Annotated in this window: 26 protein-coding genes; 16 read left to right on the top strand and 10 right to left on the bottom strand. The window is 40.8% G+C overall.

The genetic code is table 11. From position 1 onward, the window contains the following. Positions 1-12: 12 nt before the first annotated feature. Entirely contained in the window at positions 13-975 is a 963-nt protein-coding gene (locus NFU46_RS11035; RefSeq protein ID WP_175081569.1) for an alpha/beta hydrolase, read from the top strand. A 107-nt stretch (positions 976-1,082) separates the two neighbouring features. Here the strand turns inward: NFU46_RS11035 and NFU46_RS11030 are convergent, their stop codons facing one another. Then, the gene (locus tag NFU46_RS11030) at positions 1,083-1,997 is read right to left on the bottom strand and encodes an AraC family transcriptional regulator (protein ID WP_251601812.1); all 915 of its coding nucleotides are present in this window, start codon (positions 1,995-1,997) and stop codon (positions 1,083-1,085) included. A gap of 176 nt (positions 1,998-2,173) precedes the next feature. Between NFU46_RS11030 and NFU46_RS11025 the strand changes: the two genes are divergently transcribed. Together NFU46_RS11025 and NFU46_RS11020 are read left to right on the top strand one after the other, a co-directional pair. Beyond that, entirely contained in the window at positions 2,174-2,665 is a 492-nt protein-coding gene (locus NFU46_RS11025; protein WP_105181850.1) for a cupin domain-containing protein, read from the top strand. A gap of 14 nt (positions 2,666-2,679) precedes the next feature. Then, a complete protein-coding gene (locus tag NFU46_RS11020) occupies positions 2,680-3,027 on the top strand; it encodes a cyclophilin-like fold protein (RefSeq protein ID WP_251601810.1) in 348 nt (115 codons plus the stop codon). A 69-nt stretch (positions 3,028-3,096) separates the two neighbouring features. Here the strand turns inward: NFU46_RS11020 and NFU46_RS11015 are convergent, their stop codons facing one another. The 3 genes from NFU46_RS11015 to NFU46_RS11005 form a co-directional block, all read right to left on the bottom strand. Further along, positions 3,097-4,476 carry a serine hydrolase gene (locus NFU46_RS11015; protein ID WP_251601808.1) on the bottom strand — a complete coding sequence of 460 codons (1,380 nt, stop codon included), beginning with the start codon at positions 4,474-4,476 and terminating at the stop codon, positions 3,097-3,099. A gap of 165 nt (positions 4,477-4,641) precedes the next feature. Beyond that, entirely contained in the window at positions 4,642-5,823 is a 1,182-nt protein-coding gene (locus NFU46_RS11010; RefSeq protein WP_054563894.1) for an NAD(P)-dependent alcohol dehydrogenase, read from the bottom strand. Between the two features lie 11 nt (positions 5,824-5,834). Next, on the bottom strand, positions 5,835-6,257 hold the full coding sequence (locus tag NFU46_RS11005; RefSeq protein WP_055021700.1) for a cupin domain-containing protein: 423 nt from the start codon (positions 6,255-6,257) through the stop codon (positions 5,835-5,837). Between the two features lie 187 nt (positions 6,258-6,444). Here NFU46_RS11005 and NFU46_RS11000 point away from each other — a divergent pair, with 187 nt between their 5' ends. From NFU46_RS11000 to NFU46_RS10985, 4 genes are all read left to right on the top strand, one after another. Beyond that, on the top strand, positions 6,445-7,182 hold the full coding sequence (locus NFU46_RS11000) for a hypothetical protein (RefSeq protein ID WP_251601806.1): 738 nt from the start codon (positions 6,445-6,447) through the stop codon (positions 7,180-7,182). Positions 7,183-7,333: 151 nt separating this feature from the next. After that, a complete protein-coding gene (locus NFU46_RS10995) occupies positions 7,334-7,846 on the top strand; it encodes a hypothetical protein (RefSeq protein ID WP_175080654.1) in 513 nt (170 codons plus the stop codon). A 36-nt stretch (positions 7,847-7,882) separates the two neighbouring features. Next, entirely contained in the window at positions 7,883-8,068 is a 186-nt protein-coding gene (locus tag NFU46_RS10990; protein ID WP_138600737.1) for a DUF1289 domain-containing protein, read from the top strand. A gap of 64 nt (positions 8,069-8,132) precedes the next feature. Beyond that, on the top strand, positions 8,133-8,927 hold the full coding sequence (locus NFU46_RS10985; RefSeq protein WP_251601804.1) for a glycosyltransferase family 25 protein: 795 nt from the start codon (positions 8,133-8,135) through the stop codon (positions 8,925-8,927). Between the two features lie 20 nt (positions 8,928-8,947). Here the strand turns inward: NFU46_RS10985 and NFU46_RS10980 are convergent, their stop codons facing one another. Then, positions 8,948-10,729, bottom strand: coding sequence for a M61 family metallopeptidase (locus tag NFU46_RS10980; RefSeq protein WP_251601802.1), 1,782 nt, complete (start codon positions 10,727-10,729; stop codon positions 8,948-8,950). Positions 10,730-10,930: 201 nt separating this feature from the next. Between NFU46_RS10980 and NFU46_RS10975 the strand changes: the two genes are divergently transcribed. The 9 genes from NFU46_RS10975 (at position 10,931) to ilvN (ending at position 22,311) form a co-directional block, all read left to right on the top strand. Next, complete coding sequence (locus NFU46_RS10975) at positions 10,931-12,466, top strand: GGDEF domain-containing protein (RefSeq protein ID WP_251601800.1); 1,536 nt, start codon at positions 10,931-10,933, stop codon at positions 12,464-12,466. Positions 12,467-12,537: 71 nt separating this feature from the next. Then, the gene (ppnN, locus tag NFU46_RS10970) at positions 12,538-13,881 is read left to right on the top strand and encodes a nucleotide 5'-monophosphate nucleosidase PpnN (protein WP_251601797.1); all 1,344 of its coding nucleotides are present in this window, start codon (positions 12,538-12,540) and stop codon (positions 13,879-13,881) included. An 11-nt stretch (positions 13,882-13,892) separates the two neighbouring features. Continuing rightward, a complete protein-coding gene (xni, locus tag NFU46_RS10965; protein WP_251601795.1) occupies positions 13,893-14,666 on the top strand; it encodes a flap endonuclease Xni in 774 nt (257 codons plus the stop codon). A gap of 71 nt (positions 14,667-14,737) precedes the next feature. Then, a complete protein-coding gene (locus NFU46_RS10960) occupies positions 14,738-15,121 on the top strand; it encodes a DUF3192 domain-containing protein (RefSeq protein ID WP_054563904.1) in 384 nt (127 codons plus the stop codon). An 18-nt stretch (positions 15,122-15,139) separates the two neighbouring features. Then, positions 15,140-16,825, top strand: coding sequence for a hypothetical protein (locus NFU46_RS10955; protein ID WP_251601793.1), 1,686 nt, complete (start codon positions 15,140-15,142; stop codon positions 16,823-16,825). A gap of 215 nt (positions 16,826-17,040) precedes the next feature. Further along, a complete protein-coding gene (locus tag NFU46_RS10950) occupies positions 17,041-18,048 on the top strand; it encodes an isocitrate dehydrogenase (protein WP_054563906.1) in 1,008 nt (335 codons plus the stop codon). A gap of 284 nt (positions 18,049-18,332) precedes the next feature. Further along, positions 18,333-19,307: a transposase gene (locus NFU46_RS10945; protein ID WP_251601791.1), complete on the top strand. Its 975-nt coding sequence runs from the start codon at positions 18,333-18,335 to the stop codon at positions 19,305-19,307. A gap of 782 nt (positions 19,308-20,089) precedes the next feature. Then, the gene (locus NFU46_RS10940; protein ID WP_063707503.1) at positions 20,090-21,814 is read left to right on the top strand and encodes an acetolactate synthase 3 large subunit; all 1,725 of its coding nucleotides are present in this window, start codon (positions 20,090-20,092) and stop codon (positions 21,812-21,814) included. Continuing rightward, complete coding sequence (gene ilvN, locus NFU46_RS10935) at positions 21,814-22,311, top strand: acetolactate synthase small subunit (protein ID WP_054551998.1); 498 nt, start codon at positions 21,814-21,816, stop codon at positions 22,309-22,311. Before NFU46_RS10940 ends, ilvN begins: the two co-directional genes overlap by 1 nt. An 83-nt stretch (positions 22,312-22,394) precedes the next feature. Here ilvN and NFU46_RS10930 read toward each other — a convergent pair whose 3' ends face one another. From NFU46_RS10930 to NFU46_RS10910, 5 genes are all read right to left on the bottom strand, one after another. Continuing rightward, positions 22,395-22,670 (bottom strand): HU family DNA-binding protein, encoded by a 276-nt coding sequence (locus NFU46_RS10930; RefSeq protein WP_004586404.1) that lies wholly within the window; start codon positions 22,668-22,670, stop codon positions 22,395-22,397. Positions 22,671-22,874: 204 nt separating this feature from the next. Continuing rightward, complete coding sequence (locus tag NFU46_RS10925; RefSeq protein WP_251601789.1) at positions 22,875-23,408, bottom strand: DUF3833 domain-containing protein; 534 nt, start codon at positions 23,406-23,408, stop codon at positions 22,875-22,877. Continuing rightward, complete coding sequence (locus NFU46_RS10920) at positions 23,401-23,898, bottom strand: chalcone isomerase family protein (RefSeq protein ID WP_251601787.1); 498 nt, start codon at positions 23,896-23,898, stop codon at positions 23,401-23,403. Before NFU46_RS10920 ends, NFU46_RS10925 begins: the two co-directional genes overlap by 8 nt. Positions 23,899-23,953: 55 nt before the next feature. Then, a complete protein-coding gene (locus NFU46_RS10915; protein WP_175080136.1) occupies positions 23,954-24,448 on the bottom strand; it encodes a DUF2878 family protein in 495 nt (164 codons plus the stop codon). Beyond that, positions 24,426-25,688 (bottom strand): cyclopropane-fatty-acyl-phospholipid synthase family protein, encoded by a 1,263-nt coding sequence (locus NFU46_RS10910; RefSeq protein ID WP_175080137.1) that lies wholly within the window; start codon positions 25,686-25,688, stop codon positions 24,426-24,428. Before NFU46_RS10910 ends, NFU46_RS10915 begins: the two co-directional genes overlap by 23 nt. Positions 25,689-25,690 lie beyond the last annotated feature (2 nt).

The raw sequence follows: 25,690 nt of genomic DNA, 5'->3' as shown, positions 1-25,690 counted from the left end.
TAGGAGAGTGTTATGACAACCTCAACTGATAATTTTTACCAAAGCGATGCTGTTAACTTTGAAAAAGTAATTTTCAAAAACCAATTACAAATGAATGTAGTCGGTAATCTTTTTACACCTAAAAATGCAGAGAAAGGTGCGAATCTTCCAGCACTTGTAATTGGTCATCCTATGGGTGCGGTAAAAGAGCAAAGTGCTACTTTATATGCAACTAAACTTGCAGAGCTAGGCTTTGTAACTTTGGCAGTTGATCTTAGCTTCTGGGGCGAAAGTGACGGCGAACCACGTAATACTGTACTACCTGATTTATACGCAGAGTCATTCAGTGCCGGTGTCGATTACCTTGCTAGCCGTTCATACGTCAACAAAGAAAGCATTGGTGGTTTAGGTGTATGTGGTAGTGGTGGTTTCATCATTAGTGCCGCAAAAATTGACCCACGTATCAAAGCTGTGGCAACAGTTAGTATGTATGACATGGGTGGCGCAACGCGCAATGGTTTAGGCAACTCTATTGATCTTGATATGCGTAAAGATATGCTGGATGAGGCTGCAGAGCAACGTAATGTTGAGTACCTTGGTGGCGAAGTACAATACACTGGCGGCTGCCCCCATCACATTGATGAAAGCTCACACCCAATTGCAAAAGAGTTTTATGACTTTTACCGCACTGAGCGTGGTGAATATACACCAGAGCGTTCATCAGCAGATTTAACAACACACCCAACATTAAGCAGCAATGTGCGTTTTATGAACTTTTATCCATTTAACGATATTGAGACTATTTCACCACGTCCATTGCTGTTTGTTGCTGGTGAACACGCTCACTCATTTGAGTTTAGCCAACAAGCCTATGATTTAGCAGCTGAACCTAAACAATTATTGGTTGTACCAAATGCAGGTCATGTTGATTTATATGATGATGTGGGTTTAATTCCATTCACTAAAATTGCTGAATTTTTCAAAGCAAGCCTTTAACTAAAACGTGTCATGGTAACGAATGGGACATAGGGATATGCCCATTCGTTTTTTATACCAATTCGCTTAATTAACTATTATTGCCCATTGGTATTATATGTAGCCGGCTATTTAGCCGTTGCTAAAAACGCCTCAACATCTCGTTTTGGTGATAAACCAAAAAACCGAGAATACTCACGAGAAAATTGTGAAGGGCTTTCGTAGCCAACCTTAAAAGCAGCACCTGAGGCATCCATACTCTCGCCAACCATCAACCTTCTAGCTTCCATTAACCTTAAACGCTTTTGATATTGCAACGGACTCATTGAAGTTAGATCTCGAAAATGATGGTGGAAAGTCGATTTACTCATTTTAGCAAGACCCGCTAAGTCCTCTACACTCAAGGGTTGATCATAGTTTTCTTTTAACCACTTAACACTACGAGCAATTCTCAGCCCTTGGCTACCTGTTGACACTATATGGCGAAGCTCTGCCCCATGCTCACTGTTAAGTACACGCCAAAAAATTTCGCGTTTAATTAATGGCGCAAGCACTGGCATAGACTCAGGATCATCAACCAGATCAATTAATCGTGTAAAAGCGTTAAGTAGCGGCTCTGTCATCTCACCTAAGGTCATTCCCTTATTGAGTGATTGCTTGTTTAATTTGTCGAGCGGTATTTGCGAAATCAGTTCACCTAACATAGCCAAATCAAGCTTTAACACTAAGCCTAAATAAGGTGCGTCGTCTTTTGCTTCAAGAACTTGCATTTTTGCAGGCAAATCAATAGAGGTAATCAAATACTTGTGTGGGTCATACTTGAACACATCTTCGCCCAAGGTCATGCTTTTTGCCCCTTGTAGCACCAGTGCAATACTTGGTTCAACCACACACATTGAACAAGAGGTCGCGGCCTGTGTTTGTCGATAAAAAAACAAATCCTCAATCACGCTATCAGCGGTTTCTTGCTGGCCAATAAGCGGCGCAATCTTATCTGCTAAAGCAGCGCTCATTTTAGCAATAGCATCATAATCTGAATGCATAACCAACCCAATTAAATTCAAGATACTTAACTATACGCTCGGTTATACAATATTGACCAGTGATAAATTTGCCGCCTCGGACTAATAGGCAATAACTTGCGTGCATTGTACTTTTTAAAGGCACAGTTTTTAGCCAAAATGAAGATTCGTTCGGTTACAAACACATGGAGAAAAGTATGAAGTATATTATCGGTACCCTTATCTTAACGATGAGTGCATTTAGTCATGCAGAAAACGCCTCTTCACAACGTTTAGAATTACCGCAAATCACAGTGCAAAAAAATGGCACTCAGTACCCAATGACTGGGCTCGACAAGTATTTCACGGGCAAAGTACGCGTCGAGCCTAGTTTCCAAGCTCATGGCGAAGCGAAAGCCGCTGGTGCCATGGTAACATTTGAGCCCGGCGCTCGAACAAACTGGCACACCCACCCTGTTGGCCAAACCTTAATTGTTACATCAGGTATGGGCTGGGTTAATCAGTGGCATGGACAACCTCAGGTTATAAAACCAGGTGACGTTGTACATATTCCTGCTAATGTTAAACATTGGCACGGTGCTACAGATAAAACAGCCATGATGCACTTAGCTATTCAAGAATCAAAAGACGGTAAGGTTGTTGATTGGTTAGAGCCAGTAACAGATAAGCAATATTTAAAAAAGCAGTAAAGATGGTAAGTGAAATGCAAATAAAGTTCACCAGTAACGGCAAAACTATGCAAGCGACTCTAGAAAGTAACAATGCCGCTAAGCATTTTTATCAACTTCTACCATTGACTTTAAAAGTAGAAGACTTTGCCAATGCTGAGAAAATTGCCACTTTACCAGAGAAATTAAATCTACAAGGCTTACCTACTGGCACCGATGCCAACGCAGGAGACATCACTTATTACGCACCTTGGGGTAACCTTGCGCTCTTTTATAAGCAGCAAAGTTATGCAAATGGTCTTATAAAACTTGGCAAAATAACGGGCGATAGTCAGTTTTTTAAAAGTTTAGGCCAAGCGGATGTCACTATAGAGCCCTTGTAGTAGATACTAACTCTCCAGTTAGCAAAGCTGCTTCTGTACGCCACAAAGCAGCTTTTTTATTGCCTGACTTTATCTGCCCAGTGCTTTTAAAACATCACGAGCAAAATCATGCTCACTAAAGCCTTTAAGCCCTGCAAGGTCGTACCCTCGCCTAACAATCACTAACTGCTCGCTTGGAATGATCACTAAAAATTGACCACGGTTGCCTCGCGCTGCAATGGTATCGTTTGGTAACTCAGGAAAACGTTCGTTATAAAGCCACCACTGTGCGCCGTATCCCGGTGCCGTTACAGGGGGTTGAGCAGGGGCAGGTTTACTAATATAACTTAACCAGTCTTTTGGTAATATTTGCTCACCTTGCCAGCGGCCATTATTCAGGTGTAATAGCCCCAAGCGAGCAAGATCCCGCGAAGTAGTCCACACTTGCGATGACAAAATAAAGTCACTTTGCCAATCTGACTCTAAAAACGTGTGCTGCATGCCGATTTTATCGAGTAAATTGTCATATGGATAACGCAAATAGCTCGCTTCATCGTTGAACGTTTCTCGTAAGGTACGTAGCGCTAACATGGTGTCGTTATTAGCGTATTTCCAACGGCTACCAGGCTTTACTTCTAATGCAGTATGCGTTGCAGTATCAGACACTAAACCGCCGCCCATATAGACACGATCCGTACGATTGCCCGCTTTATTACTGTCTAAACCTGATGCCATGTGAAGTAAGTTTTCAAGGGTAATTTCGCCACGTGGGTCAAGCGGATGAGACCAGCTTTCAAGCCCCGCAGGCTTTATAACATCAAGTCGCTTTTGCGCTACCGCCACTCCAATAATGCTCGCGCCAATACTTTTTGCAACAGACCAAGTACGCTGGGCAGTTTCAGGGGTAAAACCGGCTTTATATTGCTCTGCAATAATCGCCTCAGGGCTTGCTATTAAAATTGCCGAAGTTCGTGCGCCTTCACCATAATGACGAGTAAAAGCCTGTGCAATAACCTCATCAAGCGCCTTATTGCCCGTCGCTTTATTAACACCATTTAGCATTTGCCAAGGCTTACCATCATCCTTTTGGTAGGCTAAGTTTTCTTTAAACGGTGCTTGCACGAGTTTTGCAGCTTTAAGGCTTGCCCCTACGGGTAAATCAACACAGCCTAAACGAGGCCGCCACACCGATATACGTTGTTTATCTTTATCGTAATCAACAATGACTCGTTTATGCTCAGTATCAATGTTCGCTTTTAGTGTTTTTACAGTATCTGCAATTAAAGGATAAATACCGGTAAGTTCATCAATATCGATTTGATCTTTGCTTTTGCCAGCGTTAAACGTGGCACTACAGGTAAAATTGGCGACGTACCCAGCGGCATAAGCGTTCAAGGTTGTATCTGTTTCTTCGCTACAAACAAAAAAGCTAGTGCACAACAACGTACTCAGGAAGGTTATTTTTTTCATTATTACTCCATGGAGGCCAAAGAGTTTAAGTTAGCAAAAGAAAAAAATAATGATATGTTTTTACGGCAGTATTCGCTCTTTAAGCGATAAATAACCGAATAAAAAAGGAACAACAAAAAACGCCATACTGGGTATGGCGTTTGGCTTACTCAATCTAAAAATTATTTAAAATGTCGAGGCATCAATTACATAACGATAGCGCGCTTTTTTCTCCACCACGCTTTGCCATGCATTATTGATTTCAGAGGCTTTGATTAACTGGGTTGCTGGCAGAATATTATTCTTAGCACAGTAATCAACAACTTCTTGCGTTTCTTGCATATCACCAATTAACGAAGCATTAAAGTTTACGCGGCTTGCAGCCAATGCTAATGCATTCATATTTAATGAAAACTCTTCTGGCATGCCCACTTGAGTGTACGTGCCGAATGGTTTTACTAATGAAGCATATTTAGCAATATCATATTTCACTGGCAAGGTATTAATTAAATAATCAAGCTGCGACTTATGCTCGTTGTAAGCGTCTTCACCGTCAACAACAACCACTTTAGCGCCAAAGGCTTTAATATCGGCTACTTTATCTTTAGAGCTTGTGAATGCATAGACATCAGCACCTTGTGACACAGCCAATTTAACAGCTAAGTGCCCAAGCCCACCAATACCAACAACACCTACTTTATCGCCTTTTTTCAAGTTGAATTTAAGCAGCGGAGAATACGTTGTAATGCCGGCACATAATAAAGGAGCAGCATGCTCTAAACTAATGTTTTCAGGAATATGCACTGCAAAATGATCGCGAACAACAATGTTATTCGAGTAACCACCTTGTGTGATACCTGTCGGTGAGCGCTCATCAGGGTAGCCATAAGTAAATTTTGTTTCTGGGCAATATTGCTCGCCTTGATCTTTACAGCTATTACAGTCAAGACAGCTATCAACCATACAGCCTACACCAGCACGGTCGCCCACTTTAAACTTAGTCACATTCTTACCGACCGCAGTTACAATACCTGCAATTTCATGACCTGGTACTTGAGGGTATTGCTGTGCGCCCCAATGCCCTTTCATCTGATGAATATCTGAGTGGCAAATACTGGCGAATTTAATTTCGATTAAAATATCGTTATCGCCTACTGGGCGTCTTTCGAATTCCCATGGTTTTAGTAAGCCTGAATTATCAAAAGCCGCATAGCCACGAGATTTTATATTGCCATTTGCAAGCTGCTCAGATGATGCTGCAAATGAAGGCGCCGCAAAGCCACCTAATAAAAGGCCTGCACCTAAAGCTGAACTCGTTTTAATAAAATTACGACGTGATAAGTCTTGCGTTTCATGTTTGTCACACATTTCAATGTACCTTATGCTAAATAATCTTCATCTGAAACAGCTTCGAACCAGTCAACAGGTTTACCATCGAGTGCTTCTTGAACTGCTACATGCTTCATTGCACTATCAGCAGTCGCACCATGCCAGTGCCTCTTTCCGCAGTTACACCAAATTAAATCACCTGGATTGATGACTGTTTTCTCACCACCCTCACACTGTGTCCAACCTTGACCTTCTGTAACTAATAATACTTGGCCGAGTGGATGAGAATGCCAATTTGTGCGAGCTCCTTTTGAAAACTCCACCACAGCAACACCAACGCGAGCAGGTGCTGGTGCATTAAATAAAGTACTAATTTGCACTTTACCTGTGAAACATTCTGCTGGCCCTGCAATTGGATCTTGAGAACCTGACTTAATTACTTGCATATCGTTTGTTTGCGCTGAATCACTCATATGTTTCTCCTTGGCTTGCTTAGGTTATGGTCTACTATTTCAGTCTAAAGCATAGTTAAAAACCATAAATGCCTGAAGCTCGCGCTTTCTTGCCTATTTGTGTAAAAAAGTTTTTAAAGCCTTTAAACCTTTTTTATCAGCACTTGCGACTAAGCTAATAACACCACACATATGAAAGGGAAGAACCATGTTAAGTACAGTAAAAACGCTTTCACTCATTGCCGCAGGCTTATTATCAGCACAAACATTTGCTTGGGGTGATATGCCACTACAAGAAACTAAAAACCTAACGCTAGATGCAGCCTCATTAAGCGCTTTAAAAGTAGAAGCAGGCTCTGGTTTTTTACACATTACCGGTAGTGACAGTGATGAAGTAACCGTTAAAGCCGAGATTTATCAAGAAAAGCCTCATGATGAATACTGTTTAAACCTTGAAGCCAAAGGCAATAACGCAGCGCTTAGTGCAGGCCAGTGCGATTACCACACCAATAAGCAAACTCGCATTGATTTAACTGTTGCGATCCCTCGCTCATTTAATGTTGATGTACACGATGGCTCTGGCGAAATTATCATTAGCAAAGTTGCGAATACTGTGATCAACGATGGTTCAGGTTCAATTACCGCAAATGACATTACAGGCACATTAGAAATCAATGATGGTTCGGGTAGCATAGAGGCACGTAATATCAGCCGTGATATTAAAATTCATGACGGCTCAGGTAATATTGATGTTGCCAACGCACAGGGCAATATTGAAGTACATGATGGCTCAGGCGGTATCGACTTAAATGATATTTCGGGTGATGTTGTCGTTTCAGATGGCTCAGGCAGCATTCGCGTTGATACTGCAGCAAACTTTGAGTTACTAAACGATGGCTCTGGCTCAGTAAAAGTAACCAACATTGCTGGTAAAACTAAGATGTAAGCCCACGCTTTACCGTTATTAGCAACTAAAATGCCTTCCTTTGCGAAGGCATTTTAAATTGTAATTACCAATCTTTATTAGCATTTTTACAAGGGCTTAGGTATCCTTTAGGAAACGTTTAAGGAACTGCTATTTAAAAGGATAGCCTGATATGAAAAAGCCACTCGCCGCCTTACTAACTGGCCTTGTTTTAACAGGTTGTACAGGACTAACAACTGAACAACAAGCGGCCATTGATAACCTAACCCCTTGCGAGAAAATCAACGCCCTATTAGGTGCTTACGACAACCGCTTTGAAGGCTTAAAACGTAGCCGTGTAAATACTAAATACATGGAAACATGGACAGCGAAATACAACCTTATTGCCGATAACTGTCAAATCACGGCGCTTGATAAAGACAATGTTACCTACCGCTGTGTAGGCAACTACGAGCAACAGCAACAAGCTGTCGCTGATCACACTCGTGCAGTTAATTTTACCCAAGCTTGTTTAGCGGGTAATAATTGGCACCAAACACAAAAAGAGTCAGCTGAATCGTTACGCACCACGTTTGTGCTTGACGAAAACAACCCTGTTATCTCAATTCATTCGGGTAAAACCCTATCACGCAAACAGCCTTGGTCTACCACGCTTGAAATTGGTAAGCCAATTGAAGGTAAGTAATACACTCATGAAGGCTATATTAGCCTTCACATCACTATGACAAAATCAAAAAAACCAACCAGCCAATTTAAAACAGATTGCATCGGTCAATGTCATCGCCTAAATGGCTATTGCACTGGCTGTGGTCGCAGTAATGATGAGATTTTTGACTGGATCATTTTATCCGAACAAGAAAAGCAAGCGATTTTAAATACTCCTCGCCCTGACATAAAAGCGAAATAGTTCTGACACCCAAGCGTCATTAAAGCTTGTTAGCCTGATTCAAACTGACCATCAGGTAACGATAATGACCGCTATTTTTGTAATTAACTTAGCAAGCTCTACTGAACGATTAAACCGTGTTAGCCATGAGCTCAACGCACAAAATTTGGCATTTGAACGCCTTGATGCAATTGATGGTAGAGAGCTGTCTGATACAGAGATAGCCAAGCACTATAGTGCTGATTTAAATATAAAAAAATACCATAAGCCATTGAGTAAAGGTGAAATTGGCTGTTACCTGAGTCACAGAAAAGCATGGCAAACCATTGTCGATAGGCAATTAGATTACGCCATTATTTTAGAAGATGACTTTGTTCTCGACCGCTCTATTCACAGTGCAATTGAAAACATTAGTACATTAAAACAGCCTTGGCAGCTAATAAAATTGGCCGCTTATAAAGACCGAAATCGGGAAATTGCCTTTACAAAGCCCCTTGCTGATGAGCAACACTTAGTTATTCATAAAAAGCTTATGTCTGGCTGCTGTGCAACTGCTGTTAGTTTTGAAGGTGCAAAAGCGCTATTAAAAGCCACAGCCATATTTGGCCGCCCCGTTGACTGCGATTTACAGCATGTATGGGAAACCGGTGTTTATGGATACTCTTTGCTGCCCTACCCGGTATCACAACCTGATAATTCACAAAGTGATATTCGTGATAGATCAGTAAAAGTTAAAAAGTCGTTTTGGCGACGTAAAAAACAGCAGCTACAAAGTGCACTACTAAACGCAAAATACACTAAGCAGTTTGTAAAAACGCAGCTAGTACCAAACAAAAAGAAAGGAGCCGCAGCTCCTCTCTTACCAATCAAAAATCATTAACGATTTATTTTGCTTGGCTGTTATTTAGCTTGATTTGGGTGGTCAACACCCATCCATGCTTTAAACAATGCCATTTGAGCTGGTGTTGCATCTTTTAATGCTTTGACCTTTTTCTCTTTATCAAAGTCTTCGCTAAGTGTTAGCGTTGTGCTTTGTAATGCATCGCGTCTAATGAAATCAACAGTCACTGTGTCGCCTGCTTTAAACGTTTCGAGGCTGGCTGTTAAATCTTTACCAACATGCTTTTTGTTAAACGCCACGATTTTGTCATCAGTCGTTAAGCCCGCTTGCCATGCAGCGCCACCACGGCGAACATGAGTTAGGGTTAATAACTCACCGCTGTTTTTTGCAAACGAATCAATACTAGGTACTGATTTTGCGCCTTCAGGGCGAATTAAACCTAAGCCTACTTTTGCAAGTAGCTCATCAAAGTCGATAGCAGCTGGCTCATCCACATTCGCTTGCCACCAAGCGCTGTAATCACGACCTGTAAGCTCTTTTAAAATTGCTTTAACATCATCTGGCGTAAAACCATCTGGTAAACGATGCTTGTTGTAAAGCGCGCGGTGAACGTCGCGGTAACTGATTTTGCCATCGCTTTTTTCTAGCAAATCAATATCAAGTGCCATTGAAATCAATGAACCTTCTAAATAGATATTGGTGCTGTAGTTGCGAGCGTGGTCGCCGCCTTGGTTGATCCACTTATCAAAGCTTGTTTCGGTTGCACTTTGTACTTCGCGACCCGGTGTTTGTAAGTGACGATTAACGGTTTTCGTTAACGTACCGAAGAACTCATCAGTTGTTTCAATGCCAGCGCGCACCATTAAGTGATCTTCAAAGTAGCTGGTTGAGCCCTCTGCAATCCATAATGTTTTCGCGTAGTTAATATTGGTGTAGTCATACGGCGCGATACCTTTAGGGCGGTATGCTTTTACGTTCCAAGTATGAATAAATTCGTGAGCTGCGGTGCTGATAAACGCAAGGTAATCTTTACGAGAACCAAAACGGTCACGTGGGCGCTGGATAATTGTTGAGTTTAAATGCTCTGTTGCACCGCCTGCACCTGACGTAGCATGTACCATAAACACATAACGCTCATACGGGTAGTTATCCCAAATTACGTTGCCCGTTGTCACTAGCTTTTTAAGGTCAGTTAGCATTTGATCTACATCGTAGTTGCCTTCCCCCCAAATAACGAGTTCATATTCACGACCATCAACAGTGAACTTGTGTAGATCATTGATACCCGTTTCGATTGGTGAATCAACTAAAATATCGTAATCAGCGGCCTTAAAACTGTGTTTAGAACCCGCATTTTCCATACCCGATACTGAGCGCCATTCTTTTGGTACATTTAGCTCAACTTTAACTGGGTCTTGGCGGAATGATTCGCTGAACATGAAAAAGCCAGATGCATCAATGAAGGCATGACTGTCATCAATATGACGAGCACGTTTACCTAGCTCGTTAGCGTAAACTTGGTAATCTACATTGACTTGAGTAGGTTCGTTTAGATGAACACGCCAAGTGCTGTGGTCAATTTTTTCCCACTTTAAAGCCTTACCATCATCATCTTTTGCTTCGAAAAAGCGCACGCCATTGGCAAGATTTAAAATTTCGTAACGGCCAGTACGCCAAGCTGGAAGTTTAATATCTAAATGTGCTTGTGCTGTTTGCGGAAACTCAACACTTACATTACCTAAATGGTGCTCAGGCTGAGTGATAGACAGTGAGTAGTTCACATCTGCAAACGCACTGCTAGAACAGGCCGCCAAAATAGACATTGCCAAAAACTTTTTCATAACAACTCTTTTTATTACTATCAAAATTGCGAAACAGCCTAACAATTGCGAGAAAAAATGTGAATTAAAAACCGATAAACAGCCATTGCAACAAGTTTGATAGACAAAATAGCTAAGTTTTTGACTTGGAACCTACATTTCGTATTAATTTGTTGTAAACTTAGCTAATAGAAATTTGAATTTTGATGGCGGTATTACTAGGTGCAGCAACAGCATGATGTTCTTAATAAAAAGTTAAAGCAAGCGATCGACGCTCGAACAGTGGTCGAAGATGCGCGCAAACATCAAGTTGAAGTTCTTTCTCAGTTTGCAGCGAAACTATCGCTAAGCTGTAAAGGACTAGACATTGAACTAGACAATCGTTTAGCAAAATTTAGAAATGCCCTTAAAAAAGGGGTTAAATTCGAATTACTCACCCCCTTTATCGATGATGTGCTTGGCCTGTTAAAACAACAAGAAACTAAGCAAATGACACTGCAACGTGAGCTAAATGAAAGCGTCACTGACGCAGGCAAGCAGCTGCAAAAAGTACGAGGCTTGCCTGATGATGCACGTCGTTCGCTACGTTACTTACTCGATCACGAATTAAATAATATTCAGTCTAATCATGACTTTGTGCCACTACTTTCGAAGCTGATTTTAATTTATCATCAAGCCTTACAAGCCAAGCTTGCAACAACAAATACAGCTGAGGCGCAAATAAGACCAGAGCTTGCCACACAGCTGCTTTCTCTTGCCAATGACTTAGTGCTCGAAGATGAAAGTGCCGAGCAAATTAAGACTATCAAAAGTAAAATAACCCACAATGATAGTGTTGACGATCTGCTTGATTCTGCACTGAATATTATCAGCATCGTTACGCGCAATATGAGCAAAGAGCGCCAATCAGCGCAAAGCTTTTTGATCTCATTAAATCAAACAATCGAAGATTTACATCATTCCATTGTTTCTACCAGCAAGCATTCAGAATCTCTGAGCGCTGAATACGACACGCTTAACAAGCAAATCGAAAGCAAAATTAAAAATCTGCATACGCAAACACAGCAAGCGACGTCTATTTCTTCGCTTAAAGAGCTTGTAGAAGAAGAATTAAAATCATTAAGTGATGATTTAATTGCGAAAGAAAAGCTAGAACAAACCGAACGCGAAAACTTACTAGCTAGCTTTAACGATATTAATAGCCGCATTAGTCATTTAGAAACCAAGCTTTCTACCTATAAGCAGCGCCTAAATGAGCAGCGCTTTAAAAGCTTACTCGATGGCCTAACTAAGTTGCCAAACCGTGCTGCATTTGATGAACGCTTTAACCATGAATTTAACTTATTTAATGTGCAAGAATCAGATATCACCTTTGTAGTGATTGATGTAGACCACTTTAAATCAATCAATGATCAATATGGCCACAGTGCTGGTGATAAAACACTGCAAGTAATTGCTAAAGCATTACAAAAATCAATTCGTAAATCAGACTTTATTGCCCGTTACGGCGGCGAAGAGTTTGTGTTATTAATGAGTGGAATGTCGATTGAAAATGCCGCTGTGCCACTTGAAAAACTGCGCAAAACAATTCAAGGCATTCCGTTTAAATTTAAAAATAAACAAGTAGAAATCACCATTTCTCTTGGTGCAACCCAGTTGAAAAAAGGTGATACCCCGCTGATTGCCTTTGACCGTGCAGATGAAGCACTATACAAAGCTAAGAACGAGGGACGAAATAAAGTTTGCATTAGCAAATAAAGGCCTCATCTAGTATGTGAGGTCTTTGACACACAATGATAAAGGCTCATAGACGAGCCGGGAGAGTGCTTATGTTAAAACAACTGAATCCTACAGGTGTACTGGATTTACTATCGCAACTAGAAGTTGATCTACTCGAACAATCATCCACCAGCGGGCGCTATAAATTATTTAGGAACTGTGTGCTCGCGGTTCTCAATGTGGGCAGCCACACCGATTCAAGCTTAGAAATTTACAATAAATACGAAGACTTTGATATTCGCTTATTAAGCCGCGAACGCGGGATTAAGATCGAACTTGAAAATCCACCCGAATCCGCCTTTGTTGACGGCGAAATTATTACCGGTATTCATGAACATATCTTCTCGGTTATTCGCGATATTCTGTTTATTTGTCAAAAGTACGAAAAAGATTTAACAGAACAAAAAGCCATTACTCATATGGTATTCGATATGCTGCGAAACGCAGGCGCATTGAGAGTAAATAGTGACCCAAGCATGATAGTTTGTTGGGGCGGCCACTCTATTAACGAAGTGGAATACAAATATACCAAACAAGTTGGCTATGAGCTTGGCCTTCGTGGCTTAAACATTTGTACCGGCTGTGGCCCTGGTGCAATGAAAGGCCCAATGAAAGGTGCCACTATTGGCCATGCCAAGCAACGTATTACTAATAACCGTTACTTAGGTTTAACCGAACCAAGCATTATAGCCGCTGAGCCACCAAACCCAATAGTAAACGAGCTGGTGATTTTGCCTGATATCGAAAAGCGTTTAGAGGCTTTTATTCGTACAGCCCATGGCATTATTATCTTCCCAGGTGGGGCGGGTACCGCAGAAGAGCTGTTATACCTCTTAGGTATTTTGCTACACCCAGATAACGAAAAACAATGTTTACCAGTGATCCTTACTGGCCCTAAAGAAAGTGAAAACTATTTTATTGAGCTGTGTAAATTCGTTGAGAAAACGCTTGGTAAAGCGGCGCTAGATAAGTTTGAAGTGATCATCGATGATCCAGAGCGCGTTGGTAAAACTCTTAAAGCGAAGATGGTTGAAGTGCGCGAATACCGCAAGAGCCAAGGTGATGCCTACTACTTTAATTGGACACTAAAAATCGATCATGATTTCCAACAGCCGTTTGCACCAACTCATGCTAATATGTCGAGCTTAGATTTACATTTAGATCAACCAACTCAGCAACTCGCAGCTAATTTACGCCGTGCGTTTTCAGGCATTGTAGCTGGTAATGTTAAAGACGAAGGCTTACAAGCCATCAAACAACATGGTCGATTTGTGCTAAGTGGTGAACCTGCGCTTATGGCTGATATGGACAAACTACTGGCAGCATTTGTTGAGCAAGGCCGAATGAAATTGCCTGGCAGTAAGTATATTCCTTGCTATGAGATCAAAGCTTAACAGGAGCCTATGTGACAACCCAATTACTTTTAATAGATGCGCTAAATCTTATTAGGCGCATCTATGCTGTTGATAGTAATCAGAGTCATCACAGTGAAGAGCATATGATAAAAGCAAGCTGTGCCCGAGTGGCACATGCTTGCAAAAAGTTACGCCAGCAAACGAATGCGACTCACGCGATTGCCGTGTTTGATGGTGAAAGAAGTTGGCGTTATCACTACTTTGAGGCCTACAAAAGCACTCGTTCACCAATGCCTGACACCCTCAAGCAAAACTTATCACGCTTTAAACAAGCAATTGAAGACACTGGCATTGTGGTGTTTTCACCTGATAATGATGAAGCCGACGATATAATTGCTACTCTTGCTTACAAGGCCGCAACTAATAATGTGCATTCTACTATCGTTTCTACCGATAAAGGGTTTTTGCCGTTTTTATCTGAGCAAATTGCAATATTTGATTACTTCAAAAAACAGTATATTGAGCTTGAAGATATCAAGCAGCGCTTCGATGTACCAAAGCATCGACTTGCTGATTTTTGGGCATTAGCAGGTGATAAAACCAATGATATTCCGGGCGTTAAAGGGATAGGTAATAAGTCGGCGCAGCAATTAATCAACGATTATGAGTCTATAGAAGCGGCCATGAACGATGATGAGCTAAACCCGACTCTTAAACGTAAGCTGAGTTCAGAAATGGACATGTTCGTAATATCAAAAAACCTTGTTATGCTGCGTACCGATATTAACTTAGGCTTTAGTTTAAAGCAGTTAAGGCTCAATTAGTCGCAATCTCGTAGCACAGTTTGCCAACTAAGCGTATACTGAAAATTCGCGTTAGTTTTATAGAGTTACACATGTTTAAAAAGGTTTTCCAATATCTGGTACTTGGGTTAGGTGTTTATGCACTGATAGCAACCCTAGTGATCACTTTTTACAAAGATGATCCGCAAGCCATGATCTGGCAAGACCGTGAAGCTTTTAATAAACGCTATATCGCAAAACTATCGATTGATAAGCCCGAAAACCTTAATGCGGTGCTTGATTATTTAGGTAGCCCCGATCTAACCTATGCTAAACGAGTCGAAGACAATGTTTGGCAGATTATTTTTTACCGCACTCAGCATGTTAAATCTGATGGCATAACCACCATCGATGAGTGCACAGGCCTACTATTTAAAAATGGTCAGCTGGTATTATGGGGGCCAAGTGCCTATGAAAGCTATCAACAAGAAACCTAACCGCTTATGATGGAAAACGTGACGCCACGGGAATTGGCACGCTTATTTGATAGTACACACCAGCTACTTAAGCTTTATCATAAAAAGCAAAAATGGTCACAAATTTTCCCTTTATTAAGTAACCTAGCTGAGCGTTATTACCTAATATACCAAGCTTGCCCAAAAGGGATGCAAGCACAACTAAGCTTGTATGTACCGAACCATGGTTACACCACAAACTTAGTTGTAAACCAATGTGTTGTAGCCTGCATTTTGTGCCGCAGCCTTAACTACAACCAAGCCATTAGCGAACAAATTATTAGCTGCTGTTTAGCCAATTACCTCTGCGTGCAATCACAAAGTAATAAGTTAGCGGCAGGACAGACCCTGACGGCTCAAGATAAAAAGCTTTGGCAGTGCCGTCATCAATTAGCAGCAAAATTACTAAAAGATTCAGGCCCACATACGCTTTCTATTCAGCATTTATTAGCGCGTTTAAATAAATATAAACAAGCCCTATTAAGCGCGCCAAAAATTATGATTTACGATGGCGCAACAACCTTAGTTGCTTTGGCTAATATTATTGCCATGAATACGACTTACCGCGAGTCGGGTGGTCACATTAGTGTGCACAAAGCCTTAGCTGATATTTATTTACGCACCCCTAATGAATTTGCCCAAAATGCTATAAAAGCACTGATTGCGCATATTGGCCCTTACATTCCGGCCAGTGAAGTAAAGTACGCCGAACAAGTACTTATTTATTTAGCCACAGATGAACATGGCCGCCATATATTGGTTGATGCCAGCCGCCCTGAAAAAATTCGTTGGCACCGCTTTAAAGCAAGCTTAACTATTTTTGACAAACAAAGACATTGTAAAGACTCTCGTTTGCTGTACACAGTTTGGTTTAGTGAAAACATTAACTTTTCTGAGCCACAGCCAATAAATCAGCAGCGTAGGCAGCACTATTTAGAGTTAATTAGCACGTTAAAAGTATCGCAAGAATATAGCTTTCGTGGCTTAAACAAACTTTTAAGCCCCTACCCTGAATTGATTACCCAGCTTACCGTTGCCTCTAAACCCTATAATAAAGAGCAGCAAAGAGCTAAAGACTTGCGCCATTGTTTATCTATGGTCGGATACGATAACGCCCCTGCGATTATACAAAAAGTATTATTTCAACGCTTGGTTGCAACCACCTCTCACCCGCTTTTTCAGCATATATCTAAGCGCCTTGAGAATATGGTGCGCATTATTCAGGCGTTATTTAAGCACAACGATTCTATTCAATTTGAGCAAGTTACTTTGCCCTTATATGCCTACGTTCTTTATCTTTGCGAACATCAAGCAACCAGAATTTCTCGTAAAACTGTATTTGAGCAGGCCGAAGAACAGGCAATAAGTCCACCGCTTGCCTGTTTGTTTGGGGTTAGTCACTTAAATCAAGAGCCACTAACGGCGTATTTAAATCAACTGATTGGCGATAACAGTTGGACACAGCATTTACTTGGTAGTGAGCAACATAAAAAGCAAACACTCGATATCAATGAAAAACATTGGGTCGCGATTAAGCTATTTACTTATTATGTTTTTCAGCCCAAAGCACTATTTAGTAGTTGGCAAGAACAGATTATTTTCGACAGCTTATCGGCTGCTGGATGGCAATCAAAAGCAGATTTTTATGCATATCTGAAAAACTGTGAATTTGCAGACAATTTTTAGATTGTGTTGTTAAAAAGTGCGAAAACGTTAAATAAATATGAACTTTAGTCTGTTTATAGTCAGTATTCACAGGATAAACTGGCAAAAAGCTGAATAAATTGCTATAAAAGCCGCTTAAATTTTCAAACACATCCACGTAAACCCTCTAACAAGTAAATCGCATGCTATTTCGCGATAAGTTTACGTGTTTATCTACTCATAAATAGGAAAAGTAAATGGCTAAACAAACCATCACAGTGATCAAAGGCGACGGCATTGGTCCTAGCATTATTGATTCAGCACTTGAGATCCTTAAAGCTGCAGGTTGCGATTTTGATTATGAATTCGTTGATGCTGGCCTTGCTGCCCTAGAAAAAACTGGTGAGTTACTTCCGCAAGAAACAATCGACACAATCGCGCGTAACAAGATCACTTTAAAAGGTCCATTAACGACGCCAGTTGGTGAAGGTTTCACTTCAATCAACGTAACTTTACGTAAAAAGTTTGGCCTTTACGCTAACGTTCGTCCTGTTAAATCATTCGCAGGTACACAAGCTCGTTACGACGACATCGACATCATCACTATTCGTGAAAACACTCAAGGTATGTACTCAGGTCTTGGCCAAGTGGTTTCTGAAGATGGTAACGAAGCAGAAGCAATGTCAAAAATCACCCGTGAAGGTGCAGAAAAAATCGTTACTTTTGCATACGAACTAGCGGTACGTGAAGGCCGTAAAAAAGTGACTGCTGTACACAAAGCTAACATCCTTAAATCTACATCTGGTTTATTCTTAAAAGTTGCACGTGAAGTAGCTGAGCGTTACCCACAAATCGAATCAACAGAAATGATTGTTGATGCAACTTGTATGAAACTAGTTATGACTCCTGATGAGTTTGATGTAATTGTTACTACAAACTTATTCGGTGACATCCTATCTGACCTATGTGCTGGTCTTGTTGGTGGTTTAGGTATGGCTCCTGGCGCAAACATCAGTGAAGATGCAGCAATCTTCGAAGCTGTACACGGTAGCGCACCAGACATCGCTGGTAAAAACCTTGCAAACCCAACGTCAGTGATCTTAGCATCTATCCAAATGCTAGAGCACCTAGGTATGGGCGACACTGCAGAGCGCATTCGCAGCGCAGTTGCTGATGTTATCAAATCAGGCGACCGTACAACTCGCGACCTAGGCGGCAGCCACGGTACTACAGACTTCACTCAAGCTGTAATTGAGCGCCTATAAGAGAACTCTTGTTTAAGGCTTATGACAAGCTAATAACCCTTAAACACCTCTTTCCAAAAGCCAGTCTAAGACTGGCTTTTTTATTCCCTCTACTAAATTGAATACTTAATTGGACATCCACTTTTATCTTTTTAGTAAAACCTCAACATAAAACTAGACACCCAACTTAAAATTTCTCACTTCTCAAAATTATGGCTAAATAAAACTAGACACCCAACTTAAAATTTCTCACTTCTCAAAATTATGGCTAAACTTGTATTGTTCAACTCAAGGAGGAGAAGAGCATGGCAACCCCACGTAGAAACTTAATTAGCGTTTCAAACACGCCTTACTATCATTGTATTTCACGCTGCGTTCGTCGCGCTTATTTGTGCGGGCAAGACCCACTAACAGGTCGTTCGTATGAACACCGGCGCGATTGGGTTGAAAAGAAACTATTTCAACTTGGCAGGATATTTTGTATTGATATTTGTGCCTACGCGGTTATGAGTAATCACACGCACTTGGTCCTTCACATCGATATAGCAAAAACAAAGCGCCTGAATAATAGAGCGATTCTTATTAGATGGCACAAGTTATTCAAAAGTACATTCCTTTGCCAACGATTCTTAAATGGCGAATTGCTAACACAAGCTGAGCTCGCTGCAGTTAATGCCAGAGTAAATTTATATCGAGAACGGCTCAGCAGCATTAGTTGGTTTATGCGAGTTCTTAATGAGAATATTGCACGAAAAGCGAATCAAGAAGATGAGTGCAAAGGACGATTTTGGGAAGGTCGCTTTAAATCACAAGCTTTACTTGATGAAGCAGCACTTGCCGCTTGCCTTGCATATGTTGATTTGAACCCTGTAAGAGCAAAAGCGGCCGATTTACCAGAAGAATCTGACTACACCAGTATTAAATCTAGAATTTATGCAGCTCAAAATAATAAGCAACCAAAATCGCTTATGCGCTTTGCAGGTAAGCCTCGTAAACATATGCCTAAGGGACTACCATTTGAGCTCAAGACATATCTGCAACTTGTAGATTGGACTGGCCGCTCAATACGAAAAGATAAGCCTGGGAAAATCCCAGAAGAAGCATTACCAATACTTGAAAGATTAAACATTTGTACAGAAAACTGGCTTACACTCACCACTTCTTTTACCCGCTCATTTAAAAATACTGCAGGTAAAGAACAAGCAATCACAGCTTATACTAATCACATGAAGCGAAAACGAAGAAGCTCTATAGCTAATAGCTTAGCCTTATTTACTTAGTTACGGATTCGACACTAGAAGTCAATTTTACAAATCCAACCCTTTAATTCTAGAGGTATAACGACTTTTGCAACTAGCATTTTCCAGTGTGTAAAACTAAAAAATAACTCAGCACATAAGACTGTAATTTAATTAATGACGATGAAAAATCACTATTTTTATAGCAATTCAACTTGTTTTCAATAATTCACATCTATCTTTAGCTGATTCTTATTAAAAATAAGATGGGTTTCTGGTTAAATATTTAAGTTGGCTGTCTTTTCAAAAATTAACCAAACCTTATTGTAGCGAGGTGTTAAGTTGGGTGTCTAATTATAAAAAGAATCCGATTCTGATAGTAGCTAAGTTATGCAACGCAGTAACGTAAATGTATTATCTATTGGTATAGTTATCAATTTGCCACACGAACAATTCAATGCATAGTTACACCCCAAATAATGACGATTAAGCATGTCGGTGCAACAAAAATATCAAAAAACAAAAATACAGAAAAATTAATGCAAAAAGCCACATTTGCGGTTGACATCAGTTTCCAAAACGCTTAAAAATACTACTAACATTTTTTAAACAGCAGCCATCTAGTCGGCTGTGCATTTTTTAGAAGAAAATTAAAAAATAATGAATATTCGCCGTCACCTTTTAGTCGTCAACGTTCTCGTACTGGTCTTAGTTACAAGCCCAGCGGGAGGCTATTAAAAGGTGAAAGCACGCTTTTTAAAAAACCCCCGCCATATGCGGGGGTTTTTTTATGCATTTATGCTTGCACACACAGAGGAATGAGGATGAGTACAACTGAATATAATGGATCCGAACTAGTTGTTCGGGCACTTAAAGAATTGAATGTTAAATATATTTTTGGCTACCCAGGTGGGTCAGTTCTTGATTTATACGACGCGTTATTTCAACAAGAAGATATTGAACATATCCTAGTACGTCACGAACAAGCCGCAACACATATGGCTGATGGTTATGCCCGTGCTACCGGTGACGTCGGTGTGGTGCTTGCAACTTCAGGCCCAGGGGCTACAAACTGTATTACTGGTATCGCGACTGCTTATATGGATTCTATTCCAATGGTGGTGTTATCTGGCCAAGTTCCTACTGGTTTAATTGGTGATGATGCATTCCAAGAAACTGATATTGTTGGTTGTTCTCGCCCTATCGTAAAACACAGCTATAACTGTCGAAGTGCAAAAGAGATCCCTGCCATCTTAGCAAAAGCTTTCTACTTAGCCAGCACAGGCCGCCCTGGTCCGGTTGTGGTTGAATTACCAAAAGATATGCTTAATCCTGAGCTAAAGTTCCCATTCGAATTTCCAAAAACCACTGAGCTTCGAACTTATAACCCGAATACTAAAGGTCACTCAAAACAAATTCGTAAAGCAGTGAACGCTATTTTAGAAGCTAAAAAGTTGGTTATTTACTCAGGTGGCGGCATTATTCTATCAAATACCTCTGAGCAACTAACTCACTTGGTTGAATCATTAAATGCGCCAATCACTAACACCTTAATGGGCCTAGGTGGTATCAGCGGTACTCACCCTAACTTTATTGGTATGTTAGGTATGCATGGTAGCCTTGAGGCAAATAAAGCCATGGCAAATGCTGATGTTATTTTAGCTTTAGGCGCTCGATTCGATGATCGGGTAACAAATAACGTTAAAAAGTTCTGCCCTAATGCCACTATCGTTCATGTTGATGTTGACCCAACCTCTATTTCTAAAACAATTAAAGCGCACATCCCGGTTGTTGGCTGCTTGCAAACAGTGCTTGAGCAGTTACAAACGGCGATTGATAAGAGCCCTATTTCAATTGATCGTTCTGCACAAGAAGACTGGTGGCGTCAAATTATTAGCTGGCGTGAACAAAAATGCCTAAGCTACAGCACTGATGGCGATAAAATCAAACCACAAGCCGTTATCGAGGCAATTTACAAAGCAACCAATGGAGATGCTTACATTAGCTCTGATGTAGGTCAGCATCAAATGTTTGCAGCTCAGTATTATCCGTTTAAACACCCTCGCCAATGGATTAATTCTGGTGGCTTAGGCACCATGGGCTTTGGTTTACCTGCGGCAATGGGCGTTAAGCTTGCCTTCCCTGACAAAGAGTCTATCTGTGTGACGGGTGATGGTTCAATCCAAATGAACATTCAAGAACTATCAACATGTTTACAATATAATTTAGCAGTAAAAGTTGTGTCATTGAATAACCGCTCACTGGGCATGGTACGTCAATGGCAAGATATGATGTATTCAGGTCGTCACTCATCTTCTTACATGGAATCACTTCCTGATTTTGTAAAATTAGTAGAAAGCTATGGCCACGTGGGTATTCGTGTTGATCATATTGATGAATTACAGCCTGCTATTGAAAAAGCCATGTCTATTAACGACAGACTGGTATTTTTAGACATCTGTGTAGATGAAAAAGAACATGTTTACCCTATGCAAATCAAGCTAGGGGCAGTCGATGATATGTGGTTACGTAAAGGAGTAAAAGCATAATGCGCCGTATTTTATCAATCTTATTAGAAAACGAACCTGGCTCGTTATCGCGCATTGTAGGCTTATTTTCACAGCGCGCTTACAACATCGATAGCTTGACTGTTGGCACGACTGACGATCATTCTCTTTCGCGTATTACCATTACAACCATGGGTGATGATCGCATCGTTGAGCAAATTACTAAGCAAGTTAACAAACTGGTAGATGTTCTAAAGATTATTGACTTAACCGAAATGGCGCACATCGAGCGTGAGCTATTATTGGTGAAAGTTTTTGCCCAAGATGAAACCACTCGTGCAGCGGTAACGCGTGTTGCTGATGTGTTCCAAGGTGCTATTTTAGATATGGGTCGCCACAGTTACACACTGCAACTTGTAGCGAGCACAGAAAAAATTGAATCTTTCCTTGATACCCTGCGTCATGAATCAGACATTATTGAAGTTGTACGTTCAGGTGCGGTTGGTATTGGTCGTGGTGATAAAGCGTTAAAGGCATAAGCCTTTTTCGCTAGCGCGACAAAACTCCAGATACAAAAAAAAGGGCTATAAGCCCTTTTTTCAATAATTAGTAAGTTACCCTATTAAGGATTAACTTGGTCTTTAAGACCTTTACCCGCTTTAAAGCTTGGGATAGTTGCTGCTGCGATTTGGATTTCTGCACCAGTTTGTGGGTTACGGCCAGTACGCGCTGCGCGCTCTTTTACTGAGAAAGTACCGAAACCAACTAATGCTACTGAGTTACCTTCTTTAAGAGAGCTAGTAACTGCGCCAGTGAATGCATCTAGTGCACGAGTTGCTGCCGCTTTTGAGATTTCTGCATCAGTAGCAATTTTTTCAACTAATTGAGCTTTATTCATTGTTAGATTCCTATTCGTTATTATTTTGCCTTCGCAAAACCTATCTTTATGCATTTTTGAGAAGTTAGCAACAGCAAATTGCTATTTTTACGTAATTTATTCAAAAATGACTACTATTTAACTATCAATCACAAGGTTAGTGACATCAGTATTAATAAAGACTTAATTTAACTTCCATCACAAAGTTTTATGATAGCTAAACCATCATTCAATTTTCTCGATAACCAAGGTAACTTCCCCGACCTCAAAGCCAAACTTATCAATAGCGGTACGGTTTATCAAGCGTGATTGTGTTACCAAGTACATCCAATCATCGAAATTTACCACTAAAGTACTACCATCATATGGAAGCTCGACAGAATATGTCCAATGGAACACGCTTCCATTGCTCTCACCCTTTGCTTCGCCAATCACATCTGATGCTGTCCCTGTGATACTGCCATCATCATTAATGGTAATGTACCAAACACGCGTTTGCGTTTGGCCATCATCATAAACAAATTGCTCGTCAATCACTCCCTGATTGCCGTTCCAAGATGCTTGCATGTCAACTACCAGCTTACGAGTTAACTCGCCCTTGTGGTCTTGCACAACGCCGTAGGCTTTGAGCTCACCACTAAAAAACTGCTTAAAGTCAAACTTAGGCTCTGTTCCTTGATAATAATCAACATCTGGCGCAGAGCAGCTGGTAATTAACAGTACCACAGCAAAAATAAAGAGTGCTTTAGGCTTAATCATGTTTCCCTCCAATAAGCTGTTTACGAAGTGATGGTTCAGACGTGTCGGCGCTTAGCCAAATTGCTAAGAAGTTGTCAGCGAATCTATTATCATCGATCTGACCTAGCTCTTTATCATTAAAGTAAAAAGTACCGATCCCTTGCTCGTTGGTTTGAAACGACAACGAATCGTTTTTTTTGATATCAGGCCAAAGGGCTAATAATTGGTTATCGTAAGTACCTACCATGTCATTGAGCTTTAAATGTTGCCATTGCTCGTTGGTTGCTTTGACGATGTCTTTCGCATCGAAATCCCGCAAATAAGTAAGTGTAAGTTTGCTGGGGTGTTGGCCAAACTGATACGAACCCGATGGGGTCTCTAATTTAGCGTTATAAACATCCCAAAACAAATACTCCATTTTCGCTTGGCCAACCGTTTTAAAGCCATTTGCATACACGCCCGCAGAGAACAATAACGCAGCAAATAAACTTAAATTAAGTGACTGTTTCATCAAATAATCCTTAAAGTTGTGTTATCAAACACTACGAAAAACCACCTAAAACTGATCATTTAGCCGTTAAAAATCGCTTATTAATAGCGATAATAGCCATAAACATACTTGCCCAACCTAAGCCATACACAAGCCAAAACTGCCAAAGAACAAGCTCAGTATTAAGTACTTCAAAGCGCATTCCAGCGTAGTAACTAGCAGGAGCAAATAACACACAAACACCCCATGCAATATACCAAGGCAGCTTTTGTAGGAATTGCATCGAAGTATTAATGGTTAAAAGCAGTGCAGCCCAAAGTACAGCAAGCCATAAAGGAAAAGGGCTTACTTTAAAGGCAAGTAAATTTAAGCTGCTGGCAAGCCATTCATAGCCCAGTGCGAGAGGCAAGCCACATAAGAGTAGCCAACTATCTTGCTGGCGTTGCTTTGATAGATAAATCATCAAAGCGACAACAGCTAAAGCGGGTATCAGAGAGTTATGCTCAAGGAGTAAGGCCATAAACCAGACTCCTTGAAACAAAGCAAAATTAATAATCGAGCGCGATATCATCGCCTGAATGACCAAAACGAGGTTTACGGGCAACTAAATGCACAGTACTGATAGCACGGGTTCTAAACGCACCTTCACAGTAAGCTAAATAAAATAACCATAAACGATAGAATCGCTGGTCAAATTTGACTTTATCTATTTCAGGCCAGCTAGCGACAAAGCGCTCGCGCCAATCAGCCAGTGTTCTTGCATAGTGAACACCAATATCTTTTACACTATGCACAACCATGTCTGTTTGCTGCTTTATTTGCTTATTCATTTCGTCTAAACAAGGCAAACAGCCACCCGGGAAAATGTACTGCTGGATGAAATCGGAATTTTTAAGGTAGTGGCTGTAACGCTGATCAGCTATGGTGATTGCTTGAATAAGCATTGCACCACTGTCTTTTAGTAAAGACTGACATTTTGCAAAAAAGCCAGGCAAATACTCATGCCCAACAGCTTCAATCATTTCGATTGATACAAGCTTATCGTACTTGCCTTCTAAAAGACGATAATCCTGCTTTAATAACGTGATTTTATGCTCAAGGTTAAGCTCTTTGACCTTTTGTTCCACATAAGCATGTTGCTCGTCAGAAATGGTGGTCGTCGTTACATGGCAATCAAAATGCGTTGCGGCATAAATCGCAAAGGCGCCCCACCCTGTGCCAATCTCAATCACCGAATCACCTGGTTGTAAATCAACCTGCTCACAAATCAATGCTAGTTTGTGCTCTTGGGCCTGTTCAAGGCTAGCTTGTTTTGACGGGTAAACAGCGCATGAATACAACATTTCGTCACTTAAAAATGCACTGTATAAATCGTTGCCTAAATCATAGTGCGCCGCAATGTTCTTTTTTGAACCGCTTGCTGAGTTTTTATTTTTAATGTGATTAACTCGGTGCGCAATGCCGCTTAAGAAGGCGAATTTTTTCTCGAATGCATCTAGCTGTTCTTGATTAAGGGCAAATATTTCAATAAGTTTAGTGAGGTTGTCACAATCCCAATAGCCGAGAATATACGCCTCGCCGGCCCCCACACTGCCAGACAAAGCAAATGACTTATACATAGCAGCATCATTTACCGTGACCGTTGCGTGTAAATCACTTGTAATGTCACCGAATTGCTCCTTTTGATTACCCTCTTTTAGGGTAATGCAACCGACATTGATACTATTGAATGCACCTATTACCAGTTTTTTATAAAGCTTTGTCATCCAGCCGGTCGTTTGGGCTTGCGTTAAATTTGATACTTTTTCCATCA

Source organism: Pseudoalteromonas sp. NCCP-2140 (assembly GCF_023708065.1).
Taxonomy (GTDB): Bacteria; Pseudomonadota; Gammaproteobacteria; order Enterobacterales; family Alteromonadaceae; genus Pseudoalteromonas.
The sequence above is the reverse complement of the archived record's forward strand: the minus strand, read 5'-3'. Positions and strand labels throughout refer to the sequence as shown.

Excerpts from the sequence above, each read along its gene's own strand:
- NFU46_RS11035 (WP_175081569.1), top strand. The coding sequence starts at position 13 with ATGACAACCTCAACTGATAATTTTTACCAAAGCGATGCTGTTAACTTT.
- NFU46_RS11030 (WP_251601812.1), bottom strand. The coding sequence starts at position 1,997 with ATGCATTCAGATTATGATGCTATTGCTAAAATGAGCGCTGCTTTAGCA.
- NFU46_RS11025 (WP_105181850.1), top strand. The coding sequence starts at position 2,174 with ATGAAGTATATTATCGGTACCCTTATCTTAACGATGAGTGCATTTAGT.
- NFU46_RS11020 (WP_251601810.1), top strand. The coding sequence starts at position 2,680 with ATGCAAATAAAGTTCACCAGTAACGGCAAAACTATGCAAGCGACTCTA.
- NFU46_RS11015 (WP_251601808.1), bottom strand. The coding sequence starts at position 4,476 with ATGAAAAAAATAACCTTCCTGAGTACGTTGTTGTGCACTAGCTTTTTT.
- NFU46_RS11010 (WP_054563894.1), bottom strand. The coding sequence starts at position 5,823 with ATGTGTGACAAACATGAAACGCAAGACTTATCACGTCGTAATTTTATT.
- NFU46_RS11005 (WP_055021700.1), bottom strand. The coding sequence starts at position 6,257 with ATGAGTGATTCAGCGCAAACAAACGATATGCAAGTAATTAAGTCAGGT.
- NFU46_RS11000 (WP_251601806.1), top strand. The coding sequence starts at position 6,445 with ATGTTAAGTACAGTAAAAACGCTTTCACTCATTGCCGCAGGCTTATTA.
- NFU46_RS10995 (WP_175080654.1), top strand. The coding sequence starts at position 7,334 with ATGAAAAAGCCACTCGCCGCCTTACTAACTGGCCTTGTTTTAACAGGT.
- NFU46_RS10990 (WP_138600737.1), top strand. The coding sequence starts at position 7,883 with ATGACAAAATCAAAAAAACCAACCAGCCAATTTAAAACAGATTGCATC.
- NFU46_RS10985 (WP_251601804.1), top strand. The coding sequence starts at position 8,133 with ATGACCGCTATTTTTGTAATTAACTTAGCAAGCTCTACTGAACGATTA.
- NFU46_RS10980 (WP_251601802.1), bottom strand. The coding sequence starts at position 10,729 with ATGAAAAAGTTTTTGGCAATGTCTATTTTGGCGGCCTGTTCTAGCAGT.
- ppnN (WP_251601797.1), top strand. The coding sequence starts at position 12,538 with ATGTTAAAACAACTGAATCCTACAGGTGTACTGGATTTACTATCGCAA.
- NFU46_RS10960 (WP_054563904.1), top strand. The coding sequence starts at position 14,738 with ATGTTTAAAAAGGTTTTCCAATATCTGGTACTTGGGTTAGGTGTTTAT.
- NFU46_RS10950 (WP_054563906.1), top strand. The coding sequence starts at position 17,041 with ATGGCTAAACAAACCATCACAGTGATCAAAGGCGACGGCATTGGTCCT.
- NFU46_RS10945 (WP_251601791.1), top strand. The coding sequence starts at position 18,333 with ATGGCAACCCCACGTAGAAACTTAATTAGCGTTTCAAACACGCCTTAC.
- NFU46_RS10940 (WP_063707503.1), top strand. The coding sequence starts at position 20,090 with ATGAGTACAACTGAATATAATGGATCCGAACTAGTTGTTCGGGCACTT.
- ilvN (WP_054551998.1), top strand. The coding sequence starts at position 21,814 with ATGCGCCGTATTTTATCAATCTTATTAGAAAACGAACCTGGCTCGTTA.
- NFU46_RS10930 (WP_004586404.1), bottom strand. The coding sequence starts at position 22,670 with ATGAATAAAGCTCAATTAGTTGAAAAAATTGCTACTGATGCAGAAATC.
- NFU46_RS10925 (WP_251601789.1), bottom strand. The coding sequence starts at position 23,408 with ATGATTAAGCCTAAAGCACTCTTTATTTTTGCTGTGGTACTGTTAATT.
- NFU46_RS10920 (WP_251601787.1), bottom strand. The coding sequence starts at position 23,898 with ATGAAACAGTCACTTAATTTAAGTTTATTTGCTGCGTTATTGTTCTCT.
- NFU46_RS10915 (WP_175080136.1), bottom strand. The coding sequence starts at position 24,448 with ATGATATCGCGCTCGATTATTAATTTTGCTTTGTTTCAAGGAGTCTGG.
- NFU46_RS10910 (WP_175080137.1), bottom strand. The coding sequence starts at position 25,688 with ATGGAAAAAGTATCAAATTTAACGCAAGCCCAAACGACCGGCTGGATG.